Genomic DNA, 20,748 nt, shown 5'->3' on the forward strand with positions numbered 1-20,748 from the left:
AGAGGAACCGCCATGCTCGTCGCCTTCTCCGTCGCCCCCTCCGGATCGCCCCGGTCCGGCTCCGAGCCGGCCGACGCGTCGGTCCACGACGCGGTCGCCGCCGCGGTGCGCGTCGTGCGCGCGTCCGGCCTGCCGCACCGCACGACCTCGATGTTCACCGAGATCGAGGGCGAGACGTGGGACGAGGTGATGGACGTCGTCAAACGCGCGACCGAGGCCGTGATGCCCTTCGGCTCGCGCGTCTCGCTCGTGCTGAAGGCGGACATCCGACCCGGCTACTCGGGCGAACTCGACGGCAAGATCGAGCGCCTGGAGCGCGCGATCGAGGAGAGCGCGGCCGACTAGCCGGACCCGCCCGGGATCAGCCGGTCAGGACCACGAGCTCCCGGGTCGCGCGGGTCATCGAGACGTAGCGGTCGACGGCTCCGGCGATCCCGTCGTCCCACCGTTCCGGCGTCACGAGCACGACGAGGTCGAACTCGAGTCCCTTCGCGTCCACCGGCGAGAGCGAGCGGACGCGCTCCGAGCCGAGGAAGGACGGATCCCCGATCACGCACGCGACGCCCTCCTCGTGCGTGCTCCGCCACGCGGACAGGATGTCGTCGCGGTCGCGGACCCGGCCGTAGCGGACCGGGATCCCGGTGCTGCGGATCGACGTGGGCACGTTCGCGTCCGGAAGCGCGGCCCGGATGACGGGCTCGGCCTCGGCCATGATCTCCCGGGGCGTGCGGTAGTTGACGGTCAGCGCCGTCATCGTCGCGGCACGCAGGCCGACGCGGGCCAGCCGATCCGGCCAGGTCTCCGGGAAGCCGCGACGCGCCTGCGCACGATCGCCGACCACGGTGAAGCTGCGGGACGGATTCCGGCGCAGCAGCATCTGCCATTCCGCGTCGGTGAGTTCCTGCGCCTCGTCGACGACGATGTGCGCGAAGGGCCCGACCAGGGCCTCGTCGCGCGGACGCGGTTCGGCCTCGACCGCGAGCGTGCTGCGCAGGTCCTGACCGCGCAGCATCGACATGACGCGCATGTCGGAGTCGTCCGACGCGATCAGGTCGGCGACGACGTCGCTCATCAGCGCCCGTTCCGCGGCCGCCTTGACCTCCGCTCGCCGGCGTCGGAGGGACGCGTCCGGGTCGCCGACGCGCAGCCGAGCCGCGTCGAGGAGCGGCAGATCCGCCCGCGTCCACGGCGCATCCGCGGACCGTTGCAGGGCGTCCGCCTCGTCGTCCGAGAGCCATGGCGCACAGCGCTTCAGCCACGACCGTTCGGACCACAGCGCCCGCACGAGCCCGACGGGATCGAGCAGCGGCCACGCCCTGTCGAACGCCGCACGCAGCTGCTCGCTGTCGGCGAGAGCATGCCGCACGGCCTCGCCGTCGTCCGCGGCGGAGAGGCCGTAGGCGTCGAACTGATCCCCCGCCTCCCGATGGGATCGCTCCTCAGCGCAACGCTCGTCGTCCCACGCCGTCGTCCCGGCATCGCCCCAGCCCTCGTCGCCCCAGCGGTCATCGGGCGTGGAGTCGTCCCCTTCCGCGCCGCCCCGGTCGTCGCCGTTCGACGGCGGAGCGGCGACGCGCTCGGCGAGCGCCGCCAGCAGCGCGTCCCACGCCTGCGCGCGCGCCTCGTTGTGCGTCGCCGCGGGGTCGACGGCGCCGAACGCCTCCTCCCAGTCGGCCGCGCCGACCCGGATCCGGCCCCAGGCGGCGTCCACGAGGACGTCGCGTGCGGGCGGGTTCTCCCGCAGTCTCACCGCCCGGTCCACCGCCTCGAGCATGTGCGCCGACGCCTTGATCCGCGCGACCTCCGGGTCGTCCTCCTCGACCGCCGCGGCGCCCTCGAGCACGAGGTCGCGGATGGTGGTCACCTGCACGCCGTCCTCGCCGAGCCCGGGCAGGATGTCCGCAACGTAGTCGGTGTAGGCAGGCGACGGACCTACGAACAGCACTCCGCCGCGACCTTCCCGCAGGCGGGGATCCGCGTAGAGCAGATAGGCCGCGCGATGCAGCGCCACCACGGTCTTGCCCGTGCCCGGCCCGCCGTCCACGACGAGCGCGCCGGTCGACCCGGCGCGGATGATCGGGTCCTGATCCGCCTGGATCGTGCCCAGCACGTCGCGCATGCGGGGCGAGCGGGTCGCACCGAGGCTCGCGATGAACGCCGACTGGTCGTCGAGAGCCGCACCGCCTTCCGCCGCGATCCGGGCGAGCCCCTCGGGAGTGAAGGCCTCGTCCCAGTAGTCGGTGATGCGGCCGTGCGCCCAGCGGTACCGGCGACGGGTGATCAGGCCCATGGGGGCGGCGTGCGTCGCGCCGAAGAACGGCTCTGCCGCGGGGGCGCGCCAGTCGATCAGCAGGGGATCGCCCGCCTCGTCCGCGAGCGCGAGACGTCCGATGTAGAGGGTGCCCTGAGCGCCCACGATGCGGCCGAGGCAGAGATCCAGGCCGAAGCGTCGCAGCACGCGCAGCCGGGCGGTGAGGCGATGGATCTCGAGGTCGCGGTCGAGCGCGGCCTGCCCGCCGCTCGCCGGCGCGCGGCGCTGCCGCTCGAGACGCGCCTCCAGGTCGGCGATCTGCCGCGCCAGGCTCTCGCCGATCCGCGCGAAGTGCGCCGCATCGGCGGCGATGAGCGCGGGATCGGCCTTGGCGGGATGCGCGTCCAGCAGGAAGGGGTGGGTGTTCACGGGCGGGCTCCAGGGGTGAGGGGAACGCGCCATTCTGCCCCCTGACCGGGGCCTTGCGGCAAGGCCCCACCCCCCGCGTATCCTGGAAGTGCAGCGACACGGCGGCGCGCTCACCTCGGGAGCGCGGCGGCCCGGCGGAGATCGTCGGCGAGGTGACTCCGTTCGCGGGCGGCGGTGTCGGCGGCAGCGCGTAGGCTGAGCACATGAGCTCCTCGACCCTGTCGAGGGGTGCGGCGAAGTGGGCGCTCCTCTCGCTCGCCATCGGTTCGTTCGGCATCGGCATGACCGAGTTCGTGTCGATGGGCCTGTTGCCCGGTATCGCCGCGGATCTCCTGCCCGCCGCCTGGGCGTCCAGCCGTGAGCAGGCGGTCGCGCAGGCGGGGCTGCTCATCAGCGTGTACGCGCTGGGCGTGGTCATCGGCGCGCCCCTCATCGCCGGCTATGCGGCGCGCTTCGCCCGGCAGCGCGCCCTCATCGTCCTGGCCTCGGGCCTGCTGGTCGGGAACGTGCTGACGGTGCTCGCGCCGACGTTCGAGACCGTCGCGGCGGCGCGGTTCCTGGCCGGTCTGCCCCACGGGGCCTACTTCGGCATCGCCGCGCTCGTGGCGGCGGACCTGCTCGGACCGGGGCTGCGGGGTCAGGGCGTCGCAGTCGTCATGAGCGGTCTCACGGTCGCGAACGTCGTCGGCGTGCCGCTCGGCACCTGGCTCGGGCAGCTCGCCGGCTGGCGCGTCGCCTACGCGGTCGTCGTGGGCGTGTTCGTGCTCGCCGCGCTGCTGATCGCGCTCGTCGTGCCCGCCATGCCGGGCGACAGATCCCGCTCGTTGCGGCACGAGCTCGGCGTGTTCCGCATCGGCCAGGTCTGGCTGGCGTTCGCCATGGGAGCCATCGGCTTCGGCGCGTTCTTCGCCATCTACAGCTACATCGCGCCCCTGATGACCGAGGTGGCCGGGGCACCGGAGTGGGCCGTTCCGCTGGCGCTCGTCGCGGCGGGGCTCGGCATGACCGTGGGGAACGTGCTGGGCGGCATCCTCGCGGATCGCAATCTCGCGCGCGCTCTCGTCGTGGCGTTCGTGCTGCTCGCGGCGGGTGCCGCCGTCGTGGGCGTCGCCGCCGCCACTCCCGTGACGCTCGTGGCGTCGATGCTGCTGTTCGGCGCGATCAGCGCCCTCGCCAGCCCCGCTGTTCAGACGCGGCTCATGGACGTGTCGGGGGACCGCCCGACGATCGCGGCCTCGCTCAACCACTCGGGCATGAACGTCGGCAACAGTCTCGGGGCCGCGCTGGGCGGCGGGGTCATCGCGCTCGGGTGGGGCTACGTCGCTCCCGCGTGGCTCGGCGTCGCGCTGGCCCTCGCCGGCGTCGGGATCGTGCTGTTCAGCCTGGCGCGCGAGCGCCGCGCGGTCGCTGTGACGGCCTGACGGGCGCCGGCGCCCGCCACGTCGGGTCGGGGCTCCGCCGCCGCGCGATCAGGCGTCGAGCAGGCGGCGCAGGTGGGCGCCGACCGCGGCCGTCTCGATGAGGAAGCCGTCGTGGCCGAAGTCGCTCGAGATGACGGCGGCCTGGTCCCCGTCGATCGACGTCCGGATGCCGGCGGCGATGCGGTGCTGCCCGTCCAGCGGGAAGAGCCGATCCGAGTCGATGCCGAGCACGAGGGTCTTGGCCGTGACGCGCGCGAGCGCCGCTTCGACGCCGCCGCGCTCGCGGCCCACGTCGTGCGAGTCCATGGCCTCGACGAGGCGGATGTAGCTGTTGGCGTCGAAGCGCCGCGTGAACTTGTTGCCGTGGAAGTCGAGGTACGACTCGACGGCGAACCGGCCGCCGTGTCCGAGCGGGCTCACGCCGGACTGCCACGACCGCTGGAAGCGCTGGTTCAGCTCCGTCGGGCTGCGGTAGTTGAGCAGAGCCATGCGCCGCGCGAGCGCGAGGCCCCGGTGGGGACCTTCGCCGTCCGGCGCGTTGTAGTACTCGCCGCCGCGGAAGCGCGGGTCGATCGCGATCGCCTCCAGCTGCACGGAGTTGAGGGCGATCTGATCCGCCGTGTTGACGGGGGGTGCGGACAGCACGGCGAGCCGCGCGAGGCGGTCAGGGAAGCCGACGCCCCACTCGAGCGCGTGCATGCCGCCCATCGACCCGCCGACGACGGCCGCCCACACGTCGATGCCGAGCGCGTCGGCCAGGCGCACCTGCGCGGCGACCTGGTCGCGGATTGTCAGGTACGGGAAACGCGAGGCCCACTCCTCGCCGTCCGGATGCACGCTCGCGGGTCCCGTGGATCCCTGGCAGCCGCCCAGCATGTTGGGCGCCACGACGAACCAGCGGTCGGTGTCGATCGACGCTCCGGGGCCGACGACGTCGTCCCACCACCCGACCGTCGGATGCCCGGGGCCCGCCGGGCCGCGCACGTGGCTGTCACCGGTCAGCGCGTGCAGGATCAGCACCGCGTTGTCGCGTGCGGCGTTGAGCTCGCCCCATGTCTCGTAGGCGAGACGGAAGGACGGCAGGACACCGCCGCCCTCGAGCCGCAGCTCGCCGAACGCGGCGAACCGGCGCGCTCCGGCGGGATCGCCGTCGCGCCACGCCCCCGAGGCGGGCGGGCGACCGACCATGGACCGGGCGTCGGCCTCCGTCACGAGGGACGACGGCACGGTGTCCTCGGAGATCTGCCAGTCCATGCGCTTCATTCTGCCGTGCCGGCCGAGGCGGCCCCGCCAGTGTTACGCGGCGACAATACGACTCCGCGCCGGGAATGCGTGGGTTACACGCATTCCCGGCGCGGGGAGGGATTGTGGCGGGTTCAGGCGCGCGCGGCGGCGGATGCCTCGCGGGCGGCGACGAGCGCCTGCTCGAGGTCGGCGATGAGGTCGTCGACGTTCTCGAGGCCGACCGACAGGCGCACCAGGCCCGGCGTCACGCCCGCCGTGAGCTGCTGCTCGGGCGTCAGCTGCGAGTGCGTCGTGGAGGCGGGGTGGATGACGAGCGAGCGGACGTCGCCGATGTTGGCCAGGTGGCTGAACAGCTTCAGCGCGTCGACGAACGCGCGGCCCGCGTCGACGCCGCCCTTGAGCTCGAACGACAGCACGGCGCCGACGCCCTTGGGCGCGTAGCGGTTGGCCGTCGCGTACCAGGGCGACGTGGGCAGACCCGAGTAGTTCACCGAGGCGACGTCCGGGTGCCGCTCGAGCCACTCCGCCACCTGCTGGGCGTTGTGGACGTGGCGCTCGACGCGCAGCGACAGCGTCTCGATGCCCTGGATGAGCTGCCACGCGCTCTGCGGCGAGATCGATGCGCCCAGGTCGCGCAGCAGCTGCACGCGCGCCTTGATGATGTAGGCGAGCTCGTCGCCCACGGCGGCCGTGTAGCTGGCGCCGTGGTACGACGGGTCCGGCTCGGTCAGGCCCGGGAACTTCTCGACGTTCTGGCTCCACGCGAAGCGCCCGCCGTCGACGATCACGCCGCCGATGACCGTCCCGTGCCCGCCCAGGAACTTGGTGGCCGAGTGGACGACGATGTCGGCGCCGTGCTCGAAGGGGCGGATCAGGTACGGGGTCGCGATCGTGTTGTCGACGATGAGCGGCACGCCGTTCTCGTGCGCGACATCGGCGACCGCCTGGATGTCGAGCACGTTGATCTGCGGGTTGCCGATCGTCTCGGCGAAGAACAGCTTCGTGTTCGGGCGGACGGCCGCGCGCCACGCCTCCGGGTCGTCCTGGTTCTCGACGAACGTGGTCTCGATGCCGAGCTTGGCGAGCGTGTACTTGAACAGGTTGTACGTGCCGCCGTAGATCGAGCTGGACGAGACGATGTGGTCGCCTGCCTGCGCGATGTTGAGCACTGCGAAGCTCTCGGCGGCCTGGCCGCTCGACACGAGCAGCGCGCCCGTGCCGCCCTCGAGCGCGGCGAGGCGCTGCTCGACGACGTCCTGCGTCGGGTTCTGGATGCGCGTGTAGATGTTGCCGAACTCGGCCAGCGCGAAGAGGTTCTTGGCGTGGTCGGAGTCCCGGAAGACGTAGGACGTGGTCTGGTAGATGGGGGTGGCCCGGGCGCCCGTGGTCGGGTCGGGGGCCGCGCCCGCGTGGATCTGCAGCGTCTCGAAGCGGAACTGCTCGGACTGCGTGTTGTCGCTCATGGGAGTCTCCGGGGATCGGGGATGAGTCTGCTGATGCCCGCCGTTGGGCATGCATCCGAAGGTACGAGCCGCGGCCCGGACGGCACAAGCGGGCGGACACGCGACGTCATATGTGTGCCCGCCCGGCGTCCTCGCCGCCGCTACGGTGGGATGCATGACGAACAGACGGGCAGTCGTGACCGGAGCGAGCTCGGGGATCGGGGCGGCGACCGCGCGCGCCCTGCGCGCGAGCGGGTGGGACGTCGTCGGCGTCGCCCGGCGCGCGGATCGCCTGGCGCAGCTCGCGGACGAGACGGGGGCCGACGTGTTCGCGGCGGACCTGACGGCGCAGGCGGATGTCGACGCGCTGGCGGCCCACCTCGCGGCGACGGGCCCCACCCACGCGCTCGTGCACGTCGCCGGCGGCGCGCGGGGCACGGATCGCGTGGAGGACGGGGATCCGGCCGACTGGACGTGGATGTATGAGACCAACGTGCTGTCAGCGCAGCGGCTGGTGAAGGCGCTGCTGCCGGCACTGCGCGACGCCGTGGGCTCCGGCGCGGGCCACGCCGACGCCCTCTTCGTCACGTCGACGGCCGCACAGGTCGCCTACCCCGGCGGTGGGGGCTACAACGCGGCCAAGGCAGGCGAGTCGATGCTCGTGCACGCCCTGCGCCAGGAGCTGAACGGCGAGCCGATTCGGGTGATCGAGATCGCGCCGGGCCTGGTCAAGACGGAGGAGTTCACGCTCAATCGGACGGGCTCGCAGGAGGCCGCGGACGAGCTGTACGCGGGCGTGGAGGGGCCGCTGGTGGCCGAGGACGTCGCCGACGTCATCGCCTATGCGCTGAACGCGCCGGGCCACGTCAACCTGGATCTGGTCACCATGCGTCCCGTCGCCCAGTCGGCCCAGCACCTGCTCGCGCGCGGGCCGCTGCGTCCTCGCACGCGCTGAGGTCCGGACCGGAGGCGGCGAGCCCGTGGCGATGACGCTCGCGCAGCTGGCCGACGCCGGCCTGATCGATCGCGGCTGGGCGGAGGCGCTCACGCCGGTCGCAGAGGACATCGCGGCGCTCGGAGAGCGCCTGCGCGGCGAGGTCGCGGCCGGCCGCGGCTACCTTCCCGCCGGCGGCCGCGTCCTGCGCGCGTTCCAGCGCCCGCTCGCGGACGTGCGCGTCCTCATCGTGGGCCAGGATCCGTATCCGACGCCGGGTCACCCCATCGGCCTGTCGTTTGCGGTCGAGCGGCACGTGCGTCCGCTGCCCCGCAGCCTCGCGAACATCTACCGCGAGCTGCAGGAGGACGTCGGCGTTGCGCCCGCTCCGCACGGAGATCTGTCGGCGTGGAGCGATCAGGGCGTCATGCTGCTCAACCGCGTGCTGACGGTGCGGCCCGGCGCGCCCGCGTCGCATCGGGGCTGGGGCTGGGAGCGCGTGACCGAGCACGCCATCCGCACGCTCGTCGCGCGCGGCGGACCGCTCGTGGCGATCCTGTGGGGCCGCGACGCGGCGGGCCTCGCGCCGATGCTGGGCTCGGTGCCCATCGTGGAGTCGGCGCATCCGTCCCCGCTGTCCGCGAGCCGGGGCTTCTTCGGCTCGCGCCCCTTCTCGCGCGTCAACGCCCTGCTGCAGCAGCAGGGCGCCGCGCCGGTCGACTGGCGCATCCCGCACTGACACCGCACGGCGCGCGCCGTAGGCTGTGGCGCATGCTGGAGGAGGAGTACCAGAAGCGCCGGGTGCTGCCCCGCCACCTGCGGCGGCGGCCCGAGCCCGAGCGTCCCTTCTCCTTCGAGATCCGCCCCGCGACGATCGGGGACATGCCCGATGTCCGCGAGATCTACAACTCCTACGTGCGCAATTCCGTCGTCACCCTCGACGAGAAGCCGTGGTCGCACCGCCGCTGGCGGGAGAAGTTCCAGCAGCTCGAGAAGCTGGGGCTGCCGTTCCTCGTCGCCGTAAGCCCGACCGGGCAGGTGCTCGGCTATGCGCTCGCGCAGCCGTGGGCCGGCAAGTCCGCGTATCGCTACACGGCCGAGAACTCGATCTATCTCGGCCAGGCGGCCACGGGCAAGGGGCTCGGCCGCGCGCTCCTGGAGGCGCTGATCGCGGCGTGCGAGCAGGCCGGGCTGCGTCAGCTCGTGGCCGTGATCAGCGACCGGGGCGCCGAGTCGTCGATCGCCCTGCACGAGCGGCTGGGGTTCGTGGAGGTCGGGCGGATGGGAAAGGTCGGATACAAGTTCGGCCGCTGGCTCGGCACCGTCTATCTCCAGAAGCAGCTGCGGCCCGCCAAGCGGCCCGGCCTGCTCCAGCGGATCTTCGGCGGCGACGACGGCGATCCCGGCCCGCGCTGAGGTGGACGGAACCGCGGGGCGGCCCGTGGATCAGCTGCCGTACCGGATCTCCACGCGGCGATTCGCCGCCTGCGCCTCCGCGATCGCGGTCTCGTCGCCGGTCTCGCGCACGGCGGGTCGGGTCTCGCCGTGCCCCCGGACCTCGAGGACGAGGTCCGGGCGGGCGGTCGCGATGGCGTCGGCGACGGCCCGCGCGCGCCGCTCGGAGAGATCCAGGTTGTAGGCGGCGTCGCCGACGGAGTCGGTGTGCCCCTCCACGTGCACCGTCTCGCCCTCCGGCACGGGCTCGACCAGCTCGCGCAGGTGCGGCTCCGCGGAGCCGGGCAGATCGGCGCTGTCGAAGCGGAACAGGATGTCCGAGGAGAGGGAGATCGTCGTCTCGCCGCCGTCCTGCTCTTCCGTCGCGAAGGACGAGACGCGTCTCTCCGCCGAGTAGCGCGTCACCGACCCGTCGAGCGAGTAGCGGATGACCGCGTCCCCGCGCGCGGCCGGGAAGTCGAGCTCGTCCAGGCTGGGCCAGGCGTACGCCGAGGTGAGCATCGTGGCGGCGACGCCGGTGCTGAGCGCAAGAGCGGGGGCGCGACCGACCATGCGGCGGGCGGATCCGGTGACGACGGCCAGCGCGCGCGTCGCGGAACTGAGGATCGCCATCGTCAGTCCTCGCGCGTGAGCGGCACGCCCTGGAAGGACGGCCAACTCGGGTCGATGACGACATCGAACGCGTCCACGTCATCCTCGGGGGTGGGGAAGAACGCCTGGAAGCCGACGGGCGTCTGGCTTGCGGTGCGCGTCGTGACCGGATCGGACATGAACAGGTGCGGCCCCGAGCTCAGCACGCCGTACTCCTTCAGGTTCGCGATGTCGACGAGCTTGAGGTTGGATCCGGTGAAGGCGCCGCCGAGCATGTCGTAGACGCGGATGTCCGAGCCGGTCCACAGCGGCGTGAGCACGAGGCGCAGCTCGGTGACGCCGTCGCGGACGGCGAGCGACTCGATGCCCACCCGCAGCTCCTGGCCCGGCTCGCCGGGCACCGTGAAGGTCGCGTCGGCGATCACGTCGTCCGGATCCGGGAAGTCGACGCCGACCACGCCCTGGGCGCCGGCGTCCTCGGCGCCGTCTCCCGCTTCGGCCTCGGCCGTGGGGGCGTCGGCCGCGGGCGGGTCGTCGCGGCCGTCCGTCGCGGGCTCGGGCGCGCACGCGCTCAGCAGCAGCATCAGCGCGGCGATCGCGCCGACGGTCGTGGTCGAGCGAAGGGTCATGGTGCCTCCTCGGGTCCGGCGGGCTCGATCACGACGTTACCGTCGCGCCGGTCGTGGTCCGGGCCCCGGGGCGGGTGAGAACTCCCCACGCGGCGTCAGCCGAGACGCACGGTGTCAGCCGCTGCACGCGGCGTCAGTCGATGACGGGGATGGACGCCAGCAGCCGTTTCGTGTACTCGTGGCGCGGGCGCAGCAGCACGTCCCGCACCGGGCCGCGTTCGACGATCTCGCCGTCCTTCATCACGACGACGCGATCGCACAGGCTCTGCACCACGCCGATGTCGTGCGATACGAGCACGAGCGTCAGCCCGTCGCGCTCGCGCAGCCGCCCGAGCAGCTCCAGGATGTGCGCGCGCACCGTCACGTCGAGCGCCGACAGGGGCTCGTCGCCCACGAGCACGCTCGGCCGGTGGGCGATCGCCCGGGCGATCGCGATGCGCTGGCGCTGCCCGCCCGAGAACTCGTGCGGATAGCGGTCCGCCATCTCCGGGTCGAGGCCGACCTCGCCCAGCACCTCGCGCACGCGGGCCCGCCGGTCGCCGGGCACACCGAGCGCCCAGAGGGGCTCCGCGACGATGCGTCCGACGCTCATGCGGGGATCGAGCGACGCGTACGGGTCCTGGAAGACCACGCCCGTCCGGCGGCGCAGCCAGTGCAGGGAGCGGGCCGGGGCGCCGGCGTCCACCGGGCGCCCGTCGAACTCCACGGTTCCGCCGCTGGGCAGGTCGAGCCCGAGCAGCAGCCGCATGAGCGTCGACTTGCCCGAGCCGGACTCCCCGATGACGCCCAGAGCCTCGCCGCGGGCGACGTCGAGATCGGCGGGCGCGAGCGCGGTCTGTTCGCGCCGCCGGGAGAACAGGGTCTCGCGCGGCAGCGCGTAGCGGCGTGTCAGCCCGCGCGCCCGGATCAGGGGCTCGCTCATCCACCGCCTCCCTCGCATCGGTCGTGCGTGTCATCGGGGTGCCCGCCGGGCCGCCAGAGCGTCGCTTTCGCGTCGCGCAGCAGCCCCTGCGTGACCGTGCTGCGCGGGTTCCGCAGCAACTGCGCGACGGGGCCGTCCTCGACGACGCGGCCGCGCTCGAGCACCACGCCGTGCGTGGCGACCTGCGACAGCACCGCCAGATCGTGCGTGATGAACGCGAGCGACATGCCCTCGTCCGACACCAGCCCCAGCAGCAGCTCGAGGATCTCCGCCTGGATCGTCACGTCGAGCGCCGTCGTGGGCTCGTCCGCGATCAGCAGCCTCGGCCGGCACGCGAGTGCCATCGCGATCGCGACGCGCTGTCGCTGTCCGCCCGACAGCTGGTGCGGATAGCGGCGCACGATCGACTCCGGATCCGGCAGGCGCACGCGCCGGGCCTCCTCGACCGCGAGGCGGCGGCCCTCGGCCCTCGAGACGCCCCGGTGGATGCGTGCGGACTCGGCGATCTGCCGGCCCACCGAGCGGATCGGGTTCAGCGCGGTCTGCGGCTCCTGGAAGACCATGCCGATCTCGTCCCCGCGGAGCCGCGCCAGCTCGCGGTCGGGGAGCCCGATCAGCTCCCGGCCGTCCCAGCGGACGCTCCCCGTCGCGGTCGCCCCGTCGGGCAGCAGCCCCAGGACCGCCAGGGCCGTGAGCGACTTGCCCGATCCCGATTCGCCGATGAGTCCCACGCGCGCGCCGTCGGGGACGGCGAAGGAGACGCCGTCGACCACCCGGCGTCCGCCGATCTCGACCGCCAGCCCCTCCACCTCGAGGCTCACGCGACGACCCCCGGCGTGGTGCGAGGGGTGGCCTTCGGCCCGCCGCGTCGCAGCGTCGGATCCGTCGCCTCCCGCAGGGCGTCGCCCAGGAGGTTCAGCGCCAGGACCGTGAGCGTGATCGCGAGGCCCGGCCACACGACCGAGAGCGGATGCACGCGGATGTACTGCTGCAGGTCCGCGAGCAGCAGACCCCACGAGGGCTGCGTGACGGGGGCGCCGAAGCCGAGGTAGGACAGCCCCGCCTCGGCGAGCACCGCGATCGCCATCGACCACGACAGCTGCACGATGAACACCGGGGCCACGTTCGGCAGCAGGTGGCGACGCAGGTTCTGCAGCGGTGTGAGGCCCGCGGCCCGTCCCGCGAGGACGTAATCGCTGCGCTGCACGCGGCGCAGCTCGGGGCGGGTCACGCGCGCGATGTTCACGCCGAAGCCGATGCCGACGGACCACACCACGACCCACAGCGAGCCGCCCCACACGGCCGAGATCATCATGGCGATCAGCAGCACCGGGAACGCGATCAGGATGTCGATCAGCACCGCGACGGCCTCCCGGGTCCAACGCGGCGTGAGCGCCCCCAGCGCGGCGAGGCCGATCCCGACCGCGGTCGCGACCAGTCCCGCGCCGACCGCGACGAGCGCCGTCGTGCGGGCGCCCGCCATGATCAGGCTCAGGATGTCGCGTCCCGTGCCGTCGGTCCCGAGGAGGTGCGGCCAGCCCGGCAGCCCCCACCGGGCCGTGACGTCCACGGTGCGCGGGTCGAACGGCGTCCATGCCAGCGAGACCAGCGCGGTCGCCGCGACGACGGCCACCGCGATCAGGCCGAAGCGCCCCGGGCCGAGGCGCCACAGCCGCGCGAGGAGGCGGTCGCGCGGAACGCCGCCGCGCGCGGGGGAGCGAGCGGGATCCGTCATGTCGCCTCCCGGTGCCGGGGATCGATGACGCGGTGCGCCAGATCGACAACGAACCCGACCACGAGCACGAACCCGGTCAGCGCGAGCAGTTCGCCCTGCACCATCACGAGGTCGCGCGATCCGACGTCGGTCGCGAGCATGCGGCCGATCCCGGGCAGGTTGAACACGCGCTCGACGACGACGGCGCCCACGACGATGCCCGCGACCTGCACGCCCAGGACCGTGACGATCGAGAGCCCGACCGACGGCAGGCCGTGGCGCACGAGCGCCTGCGTACGGGTCAGCCCCTTCGCGGCCGCCGCGCGCACGAAGTCCTGGCCGATCGCCTGCAGCGTGGCGCTGCGCACGAACCGCAGGAGCATGGCGCCCTCGACGACCCCGATCGTGAGCGCGGGGAGCGCGAGGGCGCGCAGCGCCTCACCGGGGGACGCCCAACCTGCGCGGGGGAAGCCCTGAGCGGGCAGCCAGCCGAGCGCGACGGCGAAGACGACCACGAGCATCATGCCGGCCCACACGACCGGGACCGCCGCGAGCGCCTGCGCGACCACGCTGATCAGGGTTCCGTCCGGCCGCTCCCGACGCACGGCCGACAGCACACCGAACGGCACGGCGATCAGCAGCGCGATCAGCAGCGCGAGGAGCCCGAGCGGGGCGGTCACCTGGGCCTTCTGCCACAGCTGCTCGGTCACCGAAGAGCCCGTGAGCAGCGAGGATCCCAGGTCGCCCCGGAACAGGCCGCCGATCCAGTCCAGGTACTGCACGGGCAGCGGGCGGTCCAGGCCCAGCTCGGCGCGGATCGCCGCCACGCGCTGAGGCGACCCCTGCGTCCCCGCGATCACCTGCGCCACGTCGCCCGGCAGCACCCGCAGCGTCGTGAAGATGAGCGCGCTCGCGACGAACAGCCCCACCACGAGCAGGGTCAGTCGCGTCAGCAGGTACCGGATCACGGCATGCGCGGGGACGGGACGCCCGGCCTCAGCCGGTCGTCACGGTGACGCCGGACAGGTTCAGGCGCGCGTTGACGGAGTCGACGGGGAAGCCCGCCACGCCCGGCCCGACGGCCGTGATCGTCTCGCCCACGTAGAGCCAGTCGGCCGCGTGATCCTCCGACACGATCCGCGCCGCCTGGGCCAGCAGCTCGGCGGACTCGTCCGGGTCCAGCGATCGCAGCGCCTGGCTGTACAGGTCCTGGACCTCGGCGTTGTCGTAGCCGAAGTAGTAGTCGGGGTTCGCGAAGTTGCCGAAGTCGCGGGGCTCGACGTGCAGCACGAAGCTGAGCTGGTAGTCGCGGTTCGTGTACACGTCCTGCAGCCACGCCGTGAACTCGACGGGCGAGACGCGCAGGTCGACCCCGATGTCGTTGAAGGCCGACACGAGGAACGCCGACACGGAGGTGGGGTAGAAGGCGGGGATGGTCAGCTCCAGCTCGAGGTTCTCCTGGCCGGCCTCGGCGAGCAGCTCCCGGGCGCGTTCCGGGTCATGCGACACGACGTCCGACAGGTCCTCGTACCCCGGGTCCAGCTCGGGGATCGGGCCGTACTGGGTCCTGGACGCGCCGACCGCGCGCACGAGCGCGTCGTGGTCGATCGCGAGCCGGAGCGCTTCGCGCACGCGCACGTCGTCGAGCGGCGCCACCGCGTTGTTGAAGGCGAGCGTGCCCTTGTCCGTGGTCTTGCCCGTCGTCAGACGGAAGCCGTCGGTGCCGTCCAGCTGCGGAGCGAGATCCGCCTGCACGGCCGTGAGGACATCCAGGCTGCCGTCCAGGGCCGCGTTGACGCCGGCCGTGAAATCGGGGATGTACTGCAACTCCACGGCCGCGACCCCGGCGGGCTCGCCCCAGTACTCGTCGTAGCGCGCGAGCGTGATGCTGTCGCCCTGCCTCCAGTCCTCGAGCGTGAACGGTCCCGTGCCGTTGGCCCCCGTCCGCAGATCCGTGGTGTCCCCCTCGTCGAACACGAGGCCCGCGGGCCCCGTCAGGGAGAACAGCAGGTTCTGGTTCGGCTGGTCCAGCGTCAGCACCACGGTGCGGTCGTCGGGTGCCTCGACGGAGGAGACGTCCGCGAGATCCCCGTGTCCGATGAGGCTCTCGTCCGTGCGCACCTCCTCGAGCGTCGCGACGACGTCCGACGCCGTGAGCTCGCCCCCGGCATGGAACGTGACGCCTGACTGGAGGGTGAACGTGTACGTCAGGCCGTCGTCCGAGATGTCGTACTCGGCGGCGAGCGCGGGGACGATCTCGTTCTCGGGCGTGCGCGTCACGAGTCCCTGGTACACGTTGTCGATGAGGACCTGCTCGAGCGCCGCGCCCGAGGTCCGGCGGATGTCGAGGTTCTCGGGCTCGAGGACGAGACCGACGCGCAGCGTCGCGTCGGGGTCGGGGTCGCCCGTCGGCTCGGGAGACGGCGCTCCGTAGCACCCCGCGAGGACGACCGCCGCGGTCAGCAGGCCCGCCGCAGCGGCGGAGGACCGGCGCGGGACGGACCCGGCACGGCGCGAGAGGGAGTGGGACATGGCGGTCCTTTCGGAGCGGGCCGCGCGGCAGCGCGGAGAGAGGAGGGGGATCACCGGTCGGCGGACCCGTCGGCGTGGCCACGCAGGAGACGCGCGAGCTCGACGGGCGCGACCTCCTGCACGTTGTGCGGGGCGTCGAGCGGCACGACGCGGGCATGGGGGACGCGGCGTGAGAGCTCGGCCGTCGCCGCGGCGTCGACGAAGCCCCGCTCGGCCCGCACGAGCGTCAGCGGGACGCGGAGCGCGGCGAGGTCGTCCCATGATCGGGCGTACGCTCCGCCCGGCGCCTGATCCGCGGCCGGGGCGAGGGCGTGCTGCGCGATGCGGGCGAAGTGGTGCTTCCACTCGACCCGGCCGTCCTGCCGCACGCGCGTGTTCAGGAAGACCCCGCGTCGAGTGTCCTCGAGCGAGCCGCCGAGCCCGAACGCCTGCGCGCGTTCGACCACCGCGTCGCGCGACGGGAAATCGGCCTGCTCGTAGAAGCGCCGCAGGTGCTCGAGGCCGGGGCTCGCGTCGATGTCGGGAGTGATGTCCACGATCACGACGGCCCGCACGAGGTCGGCGCGGGCGGCCGCGACGGCGGCCGCGGTCAGGCCCCCCAGCGAGTGCCCCGCGAGCACGACGGGCCCGGTGGTCCAGGTCTCGAGGCCCCGGATGACGTCGGGAGCGAGCGTGCCGGGGGCGTAGTCGGCGTCGTCGCGCCAGGAGGAGTCGCCGTGGCCGGCCAGATCGATCGCGATCGCGCCGTCGTCGAGCGCGATGGCCGTCGCGTCCCACGTGTGCGCGTTCAGGCCCGCGCCGTGCAGCAGCACGACCCGAGGCGCGCCCTCGCCGTAGCGGATGGCGGAGAGGAGCCTGCCGTCGTCGAGCGGGAGCGTGAGGCGTCGTGCCGAGGGTGCCTCCAGCCCGAGCCGCTCGGCCTGCCCGGGAAGGTAGGCGAACTCGCTCGTGAGCGGCTCACGGCTCTCGGTCACGCGGGTCACCGGCTTCCTGGTCGGGGTTGGACGCGACCATTGTGCCGCCGTTCGAGCATCGCGCGGAAATCGGGAGCCATTATGGCCACTATAAAACGTCATACTTGACCGTTTTGAAGAGATTAACGATCATAGCGTGGGCAGAATGATCCGCGGTCGATTCCTGGTCGCGCGGCGCGAGGCCTCTGTAGGGTGGCAGCATGGAGCAGTTGCGGGTGCACCTGTCGAAGTCCGAGCCGGAGGCGTACAAGAGCCTCGACGCGTTCTCGCGCACCGTCGGCGGCATCGCCAGGGAGAACGGGATCGACGAGCGTCTCAAGGAGCTCGTGCTCCTGCACTGCTCCCAGCTGAACGGCTGCGCGTACTGCACCCGCGTCCACACCGACAGGGCGGTCGCTGCGGGCCTGTCCGCCGACGAGCTCACCCAGGTGCCCGTGTGGCGGGAGTCGGGGGTCTTCACCGAGCGGGAGCGCGCCGCACTGGAGCTCGCCGAGGCGTTCACGTTCATCCACCGCGGCGGAGTGCCCGATGACGTGTACGAGCGCGCCGGCGCCGTACTGAGCGAGAAGGAGTACCTGGGCATCAGCTGGCTGTGCGTGTCCATCAACGCCTTCAACCGTGTCGTGATCGCGGGACGATACCCGGTGCCGCCCCGGAGCGCGCCGTCGCGCGAGGCCGCGGACGCATGAATCGCGCCATGAGTGAGGCGTCCGAACCCTCGACGAGCGGAGGCCCGATGTCGGCCTCCGAGAGCCTCGTCCCCGGAGCCGTCAACTTCCGCGACGTCGGCGGATTGCCCGCACGCGCCGGACGGACGCGTCACGGCGTCCTGTACCGCTCCGGCAACCTCGCCGCCGTGGAGGCGCCCGGGGCCGAGGCGTTCCGTCGACTCGGCGTGCGGCGCGTGGTCGACCTGCGCTCGGACGACGAGGTCGCCCACGCGCCGAGCCGTGTGGGAGATGTCGAGACGCTGAGGGTGCCGCTGTTCCTGGGGTCTCTCGCGTCCTTCTTCGTGGAGGACCTGTCACTGACCGAGCTGTACCGCCTGCTGCTCGCGCGCTCGGGGGACAGGATCGTGACGGCCGTGCGGGGGATCCTCGGGGCGCAGCCGGTCCTGGTCCACTGCACGGTGGGGAAGGACCGGACCGGCATGACCGTCGCGCTCGCGCTCGCCGCGTCGGGGGTCGACGAGGACGCGGTGGTGGCGGACTATGCGCGCACGGAGAGCATGCTGCCCGCCTGGCGCAACGCCGAGGTCACGGCGCGCGTTCGAGCCGCGTATCCGTCCGCGCGCAACCTGGAGGAGCTCGCCACGCGCTCGCCCGCGCCCGTCATGCGCGGCATCCTCGACGAGGTACGCGCGCAGCACGGATCGGCGGAGGGCTACCTCCGCGCGCACGGCATGGACGACGGCGAGCTCGCGCTACTGCGGCGCACGCTGATCGCGGAGTGAGCCGGGAATCTTCGCCGGTAAGGTGAGGCATGCCTGAGTTGAGATAGACTGGTCGGATCATGACCACCTCCGAGATGTCCGCGACGCACGGCTCGGGCGGCCCCGCCGCTGTCGAGCACAGTGCCGCGGCGTGCCGCTCCCAGCGGCACACACGCGTGCAGCACCTCATCGCCGCGGACGAGCACTCGCTCGTCGATCTCGCGACGCTGCTCGCCACGCTGCCGCTGTGCTCGACGGGCCGCGTGTTCGTGGAGGTTCCGGACTCCCGGTGGATCGATGCGCTTCCCGTGCCGCCGCGCATGGTGGTGACCTGGCTCGACCGCTCGTCGCGCAGCGGCGAGGCGGGCACGGGGCGCGCGTGCCCGTCGGGCGCCGCTCTCACGCGCGCCGTGACCGCGTGGGCCGATGAGATGCTGTGCGCCGAGGGCGACGAGACGCGGATCGAGCTGCTCGGCGGCTACGTCGGGACCGCCGACATCGCCGATCACCTGACCGAGCGGCTCGGCATCGACCCGGCCCGCATCCACACGCCCGAGCGGTTCCGGCTGTTCGACGCGCGCTGACGCGCGCTCACCGCGGGCGCACCCGCCGGAGGTAGCCGCCGTCCTGCAGCCCCGCAGCGATCTCGAAGCGGTTGCGCAGGGGGTCCCGTCCGGCCAGCAGATAGAGCAGCGGCATGAGGAACCCGTAGCGGCGCCACTGCTCGCGGTGCACGCCCTCGTGCCGCAGCAGCGCGGGCGTGACGCGCCCGTCGCCCGTGAGGAAGCAGCCCCCGACGCAGACGCCGCCGCGCGGATACGCCCACGACGGCAGGCCGCGGAAGACCCAGAACCCGGCGCGGCGCTCGACCGGGCCCGTGCTCCACAGGGCTCCCCACACCCAGCCGACGAGCGTGCCCCAGGCGTAGCCGGCGAGGCTGACGGGCGAGTCGAGCAGGACGCGCGGGATCAACCGGTCGATGCGCTCGCCGCGGCGCAGGGCGCGCTCGGCCGCGGGTCGCAGCTCCGCGGGAAGAGACTCGATCACGCGAGCGCTCCGATGATCCGCAGGATCGTCCCCATGTCCTCGACGGCGGCCCCCGCACTGCGCGGAGTGAATCCCGCGATCGTGGCGCCCGCCAGGGGGTACCGGCTCCGAACAGCCGCGATCGCCGCGACGAGCGCCGTGGGCTCGACCCCGAAGGGCTCCGGGGAGGACACGCCCGTGATGTGGGCCGGGTCGATGACGTCGAGGTCTACGTGGATGTAGACCCGCCGCGCGCCCGTGGCCGCGACCGCGTCGGCGAGCGCCTCGGGCCGCGAGAGGTCGGCGGGGGCGAGCGTCGTGATCGCCGAACGAGCCAGCAGCTCGTCCTCCTCGGGATCCAGCATGCGAACGCCCGCGAGCACCACGTCACGCGCGGCGACGGCGCCCCGCGGCAGGGCGAGCCCCGGCGCGCCCTCACCCAGCACCGCCCGCAGCGCCATGCCGGCGAACGCGCGCGTCGGGGAGGTGGTGGGGGTGTGCAGGTCGCCGTGGGCGTCGAACCACACGACGGCCATCGGCTCGGGCTCCGACGGCCCGGCGGCGACGCCCGGGTCGAGGATCGGCTCGGGGCCCTGCTCGAGCGCGTGCCCGATCGCGGCGACCGACACCGCGCAGTCGCCGCCGACGACGATCGCCGGTGACGGCACATCCGCGAGCGCCGAGCGGATCGCGTCCTGCGTCCGCAGCAGCGAGCTCGCCCGTAGCACACCCGTGTCCAGGGGTTCGCCCGCCTCGAGCGGCACCCGCACCCGGGTGCACGCCGATCGCGGCAGATCGCCCGCGATCGCCTCCGCGCCGTCGATGAACGACATCGCGCGCGACGACGGCGACCCCTGCCACTGCGGGACGATCACGAAGCGTGCCATGCACTCATCCTGCCTCCTCGCGCCGCGCCTGAGGACGGCGAAGGCCGCCCGGCGTGGCGGGCGGCCTTCGTGCGCGTCGGAGCGTCAGGCGCCGATCTGACCCTGGGGCTGGCCGCCCGACTTCAGGGCCGCGAGCCGCGCCTCGACCTCGGTGAGCTCGCCGAGGTCCTCGAGGCTCTCGAACTGGGCGTCCAGGCTCGACGCCGCCAGCTCCGCCTTGCCCTGCGCCTGCGCCTCGACGCGGCGGACCTTCTCCTCGAAGCGGCCGAGCTCGCTCGTCGGGTCCAGCACGTCGATCGACTTGACCGCGTCGACGACCTTCGCCTGCGCCTCGGCGGTCTTCTGCCGGGCGAGCAGCTCGCTGCGCTTCGCGCGCAGCTGCTCGAGCTTGACCTTCATGCCGTTGAGGCCGGCCTTGAGCTTCTCGACCACCTCGTTCTGCGCCGCGAGCTGGGGAGCCGCGGTCTTGACGTCGTTCTCCGCCGAGATCTGGCGCTGCAGCGCGACCTTGGCGAGCGCGTCGAACTTGTCGGCGCCCGCGGTGTCGCCCGCGGCGCGCAGCTCGTCGGCCTTGCGGCTGGCGGCGAGCGCCTTGTTGCCCCACTCGAGGGCGGCCTGCTTGTCCTCGGCGTGGTCGCGCTCGAGCAGACGCAGGTTGCCGATCGTCTCCGCGATCGCGGCCTCGGCGTCGGCGATGTTGTTGGTGTAGTCGCGCACGAGCTGGTCGAGCATCTTCTCCGGGTCCTCGGCCTGGTCGAGGATGGCGTTGATGTTCGCCTTCACGAGCGTCGAGATCCGCCCGAAGATGGACTGCTTTGCCATGGTGTGCCTTTCGTGTGGCGTGATGTTGAGCTCAGGGTGAGT

At 73.0% G+C, this 20,748-nt stretch carries 22 protein-coding genes; 8 read left to right on the plus strand and 14 right to left on the minus strand.

Going from position 1 to position 20,748, the window contains the following annotated elements:
* Positions 1 to 12: 12 nt before the first annotated feature.
* Positions 13 to 345 (plus strand): thiamine-binding protein, encoded by a 333-nt coding sequence (locus IEX37_RS12370; protein ID WP_188756586.1) that lies wholly within the window; start codon positions 13 to 15, stop codon positions 343 to 345.
* Positions 346 to 361: 16 nt separating this feature from the next.
* On the opposite strand, the gene IEX37_RS12375 is transcribed toward IEX37_RS12370, so the two are convergent.
* Positions 362 to 2,713, minus strand: coding sequence for a HelD family protein (locus tag IEX37_RS12375; protein WP_188756587.1), 2,352 nt, complete (start codon positions 2,711 to 2,713; stop codon positions 362 to 364).
* A gap of 170 nt (positions 2,714 to 2,883) precedes the next feature.
* On the opposite strand from IEX37_RS12375, the gene IEX37_RS12380 reads away from it, so the two are divergent.
* Positions 2,884 to 4,101: an MFS transporter gene (locus IEX37_RS12380; protein WP_188756588.1), complete on the plus strand. Its 1,218-nt coding sequence runs from the start codon at positions 2,884 to 2,886 to the stop codon at positions 4,099 to 4,101.
* A 48-nt stretch (positions 4,102 to 4,149) separates the two neighbouring features.
* Here IEX37_RS12380 and metX read toward each other — a convergent pair whose 3' ends face one another.
* Together metX and IEX37_RS12390 are read right to left on the minus strand one after the other, a co-directional pair.
* Positions 4,150 to 5,355 (minus strand): homoserine O-acetyltransferase MetX, encoded by a 1,206-nt coding sequence (metX, locus tag IEX37_RS12385; RefSeq protein WP_188756589.1) that lies wholly within the window; start codon positions 5,353 to 5,355, stop codon positions 4,150 to 4,152.
* A gap of 122 nt (positions 5,356 to 5,477) precedes the next feature.
* Positions 5,478 to 6,809 carry a bifunctional o-acetylhomoserine/o-acetylserine sulfhydrylase gene (locus tag IEX37_RS12390; protein ID WP_188756590.1) on the minus strand — a complete coding sequence of 444 codons (1,332 nt, stop codon included), beginning with the start codon at positions 6,807 to 6,809 and terminating at the stop codon, positions 5,478 to 5,480.
* Positions 6,810 to 6,963: 154 nt separating this feature from the next.
* Between IEX37_RS12390 and IEX37_RS12395 the strand changes: the two genes are divergently transcribed.
* From IEX37_RS12395 to IEX37_RS12405, 3 genes are read left to right on the plus strand one after another with little or no spacing between them, the layout of a single operon-like run.
* Positions 6,964 to 7,743 carry an SDR family oxidoreductase gene (locus IEX37_RS12395; RefSeq protein ID WP_188756591.1) on the plus strand — a complete coding sequence of 260 codons (780 nt, stop codon included), beginning with the start codon at positions 6,964 to 6,966 and terminating at the stop codon, positions 7,741 to 7,743.
* A gap of 25 nt (positions 7,744 to 7,768) precedes the next feature.
* Positions 7,769 to 8,461 (plus strand): uracil-DNA glycosylase, encoded by a 693-nt coding sequence (locus IEX37_RS12400; protein ID WP_188756592.1) that lies wholly within the window; start codon positions 7,769 to 7,771, stop codon positions 8,459 to 8,461.
* 32 nt (positions 8,462 to 8,493) lie between these two features.
* Complete coding sequence (locus IEX37_RS12405) at positions 8,494 to 9,138, plus strand: GNAT family N-acetyltransferase (protein ID WP_188756593.1); 645 nt, start codon at positions 8,494 to 8,496, stop codon at positions 9,136 to 9,138.
* 30 nt (positions 9,139 to 9,168) lie between these two features.
* Here the strand turns inward: IEX37_RS12405 and IEX37_RS12410 are convergent, their stop codons facing one another.
* From IEX37_RS12410 to IEX37_RS12445, 8 genes are all read right to left on the minus strand, one after another.
* The gene (locus IEX37_RS12410) at positions 9,169 to 9,789 is read right to left on the minus strand and encodes an OmpA family protein (protein WP_229663246.1); all 621 of its coding nucleotides are present in this window, start codon (positions 9,787 to 9,789) and stop codon (positions 9,169 to 9,171) included.
* Between the two features lie 2 nt (positions 9,790 to 9,791).
* Positions 9,792 to 10,397, minus strand: coding sequence for a hypothetical protein (locus IEX37_RS12415; protein ID WP_188756594.1), 606 nt, complete (start codon positions 10,395 to 10,397; stop codon positions 9,792 to 9,794).
* A gap of 133 nt (positions 10,398 to 10,530) precedes the next feature.
* Positions 10,531 to 11,319 carry an ABC transporter ATP-binding protein gene (locus IEX37_RS12420; RefSeq protein WP_188756595.1) on the minus strand — a complete coding sequence of 263 codons (789 nt, stop codon included), beginning with the start codon at positions 11,317 to 11,319 and terminating at the stop codon, positions 10,531 to 10,533.
* Positions 11,316 to 12,140: an ATP-binding cassette domain-containing protein gene (locus tag IEX37_RS12425; RefSeq protein ID WP_188756596.1), complete on the minus strand. Its 825-nt coding sequence runs from the start codon at positions 12,138 to 12,140 to the stop codon at positions 11,316 to 11,318. The genes IEX37_RS12420 and IEX37_RS12425 overlap by 4 nt, the downstream gene beginning before the upstream one ends.
* A complete protein-coding gene (locus IEX37_RS12430; RefSeq protein WP_188756597.1) occupies positions 12,137 to 13,054 on the minus strand; it encodes an ABC transporter permease in 918 nt (305 codons plus the stop codon). Before IEX37_RS12430 ends, IEX37_RS12425 begins: the two co-directional genes overlap by 4 nt.
* A complete protein-coding gene (locus IEX37_RS12435; protein ID WP_188756598.1) occupies positions 13,051 to 14,001 on the minus strand; it encodes an ABC transporter permease in 951 nt (316 codons plus the stop codon). Before IEX37_RS12435 ends, IEX37_RS12430 begins: the two co-directional genes overlap by 4 nt.
* A gap of 28 nt (positions 14,002 to 14,029) precedes the next feature.
* Positions 14,030 to 15,565 (minus strand): ABC transporter substrate-binding protein, encoded by a 1,536-nt coding sequence (locus IEX37_RS12440; RefSeq protein WP_188756599.1) that lies wholly within the window; start codon positions 15,563 to 15,565, stop codon positions 14,030 to 14,032.
* A 50-nt stretch (positions 15,566 to 15,615) separates the two neighbouring features.
* On the minus strand, positions 15,616 to 16,548 hold the full coding sequence (locus tag IEX37_RS12445) for an alpha/beta fold hydrolase (protein ID WP_229663247.1): 933 nt from the start codon (positions 16,546 to 16,548) through the stop codon (positions 15,616 to 15,618).
* Positions 16,549 to 16,739: 191 nt separating this feature from the next.
* Between IEX37_RS12445 and IEX37_RS12450 the strand changes: the two genes are divergently transcribed.
* The 3 genes from IEX37_RS12450 to IEX37_RS12460 are packed head-to-tail and all read left to right on the plus strand — an operon-like array spanning position 16,740 to position 18,555.
* Positions 16,740 to 17,228: a carboxymuconolactone decarboxylase family protein gene (locus IEX37_RS12450; RefSeq protein ID WP_188756601.1), complete on the plus strand. Its 489-nt coding sequence runs from the start codon at positions 16,740 to 16,742 to the stop codon at positions 17,226 to 17,228.
* Positions 17,229 to 17,275: 47 nt separating this feature from the next.
* Positions 17,276 to 17,992: a tyrosine-protein phosphatase gene (locus tag IEX37_RS12455; RefSeq protein ID WP_188756602.1), complete on the plus strand. Its 717-nt coding sequence runs from the start codon at positions 17,276 to 17,278 to the stop codon at positions 17,990 to 17,992.
* A gap of 59 nt (positions 17,993 to 18,051) precedes the next feature.
* Complete coding sequence (locus IEX37_RS12460; protein WP_229663248.1) at positions 18,052 to 18,555, plus strand: SIP domain-containing protein; 504 nt, start codon at positions 18,052 to 18,054, stop codon at positions 18,553 to 18,555.
* 7 nt (positions 18,556 to 18,562) lie between these two features.
* Here the strand turns inward: IEX37_RS12460 and IEX37_RS12465 are convergent, their stop codons facing one another.
* From IEX37_RS12465 to IEX37_RS12475, 3 genes are all read right to left on the minus strand, one after another.
* The gene (locus IEX37_RS12465) at positions 18,563 to 19,018 is read right to left on the minus strand and encodes a Fe-S oxidoreductase (protein WP_229663249.1); all 456 of its coding nucleotides are present in this window, start codon (positions 19,016 to 19,018) and stop codon (positions 18,563 to 18,565) included.
* A complete protein-coding gene (locus IEX37_RS12470; RefSeq protein WP_188756603.1) occupies positions 19,015 to 19,884 on the minus strand; it encodes an arginase family protein in 870 nt (289 codons plus the stop codon). The genes IEX37_RS12465 and IEX37_RS12470 overlap by 4 nt, the downstream gene beginning before the upstream one ends.
* A gap of 84 nt (positions 19,885 to 19,968) precedes the next feature.
* The gene (locus IEX37_RS12475) at positions 19,969 to 20,706 is read right to left on the minus strand and encodes a PspA/IM30 family protein (RefSeq protein WP_188756604.1); all 738 of its coding nucleotides are present in this window, start codon (positions 20,704 to 20,706) and stop codon (positions 19,969 to 19,971) included.
* Positions 20,707 to 20,748 lie beyond the last annotated feature (42 nt).

The sequence above is a fragment of the Microbacterium album genome, from assembly GCF_014643695.1.
GTDB classification, from domain to species: Bacteria; Actinomycetota; Actinomycetes; order Actinomycetales; family Microbacteriaceae; genus Microbacterium; species Microbacterium album.

What these genes read in the sequence shown, in the direction of transcription:
- IEX37_RS12470 (WP_188756603.1), bottom strand. Translation starts at nt 19,884, where the DNA reads ATGGCACGCTTCGTGATCGTCCCGCAGTGGCAGGGGTCGCCGTCGTCG.
- IEX37_RS12455 (WP_188756602.1), top strand. Translation starts at nt 17,276, where the DNA reads ATGTCGGCCTCCGAGAGCCTCGTCCCCGGAGCCGTCAACTTCCGCGAC.
- IEX37_RS12430 (WP_188756597.1), bottom strand. Translation starts at nt 13,054, where the DNA reads ATGACGGATCCCGCTCGCTCCCCCGCGCGCGGCGGCGTTCCGCGCGAC.
- IEX37_RS12405 (WP_188756593.1), top strand. Translation starts at nt 8,494, where the DNA reads ATGCTGGAGGAGGAGTACCAGAAGCGCCGGGTGCTGCCCCGCCACCTG.
- IEX37_RS12440 (WP_188756599.1), bottom strand. Translation starts at nt 15,565, where the DNA reads ATGTCCCACTCCCTCTCGCGCCGTGCCGGGTCCGTCCCGCGCCGGTCC.
- IEX37_RS12460 (WP_229663248.1), top strand. Translation starts at nt 18,052, where the DNA reads ATGACCACCTCCGAGATGTCCGCGACGCACGGCTCGGGCGGCCCCGCC.
- IEX37_RS12450 (WP_188756601.1), top strand. Translation starts at nt 16,740, where the DNA reads ATGGAGCAGTTGCGGGTGCACCTGTCGAAGTCCGAGCCGGAGGCGTAC.
- IEX37_RS12475 (WP_188756604.1), bottom strand. Translation starts at nt 20,706, where the DNA reads ATGGCAAAGCAGTCCATCTTCGGGCGGATCTCGACGCTCGTGAAGGCG.
- IEX37_RS12410 (WP_229663246.1), bottom strand. Translation starts at nt 9,789, where the DNA reads ATGGCGATCCTCAGTTCCGCGACGCGCGCGCTGGCCGTCGTCACCGGA.
- IEX37_RS12380 (WP_188756588.1), top strand. Translation starts at nt 2,884, where the DNA reads ATGAGCTCCTCGACCCTGTCGAGGGGTGCGGCGAAGTGGGCGCTCCTC.
- IEX37_RS12415 (WP_188756594.1), bottom strand. Translation starts at nt 10,397, where the DNA reads ATGACCCTTCGCTCGACCACGACCGTCGGCGCGATCGCCGCGCTGATG.
- IEX37_RS12395 (WP_188756591.1), top strand. Translation starts at nt 6,964, where the DNA reads ATGACGAACAGACGGGCAGTCGTGACCGGAGCGAGCTCGGGGATCGGG.
- IEX37_RS12390 (WP_188756590.1), bottom strand. Translation starts at nt 6,809, where the DNA reads ATGAGCGACAACACGCAGTCCGAGCAGTTCCGCTTCGAGACGCTGCAG.
- IEX37_RS12375 (WP_188756587.1), bottom strand. Translation starts at nt 2,713, where the DNA reads ATGGCGCGTTCCCCTCACCCCTGGAGCCCGCCCGTGAACACCCACCCC.
- metX (WP_188756589.1), bottom strand. Translation starts at nt 5,355, where the DNA reads ATGGACTGGCAGATCTCCGAGGACACCGTGCCGTCGTCCCTCGTGACG.
- IEX37_RS12420 (WP_188756595.1), bottom strand. Translation starts at nt 11,319, where the DNA reads ATGAGCGAGCCCCTGATCCGGGCGCGCGGGCTGACACGCCGCTACGCG.
- IEX37_RS12370 (WP_188756586.1), top strand. Translation starts at nt 13, where the DNA reads ATGCTCGTCGCCTTCTCCGTCGCCCCCTCCGGATCGCCCCGGTCCGGC.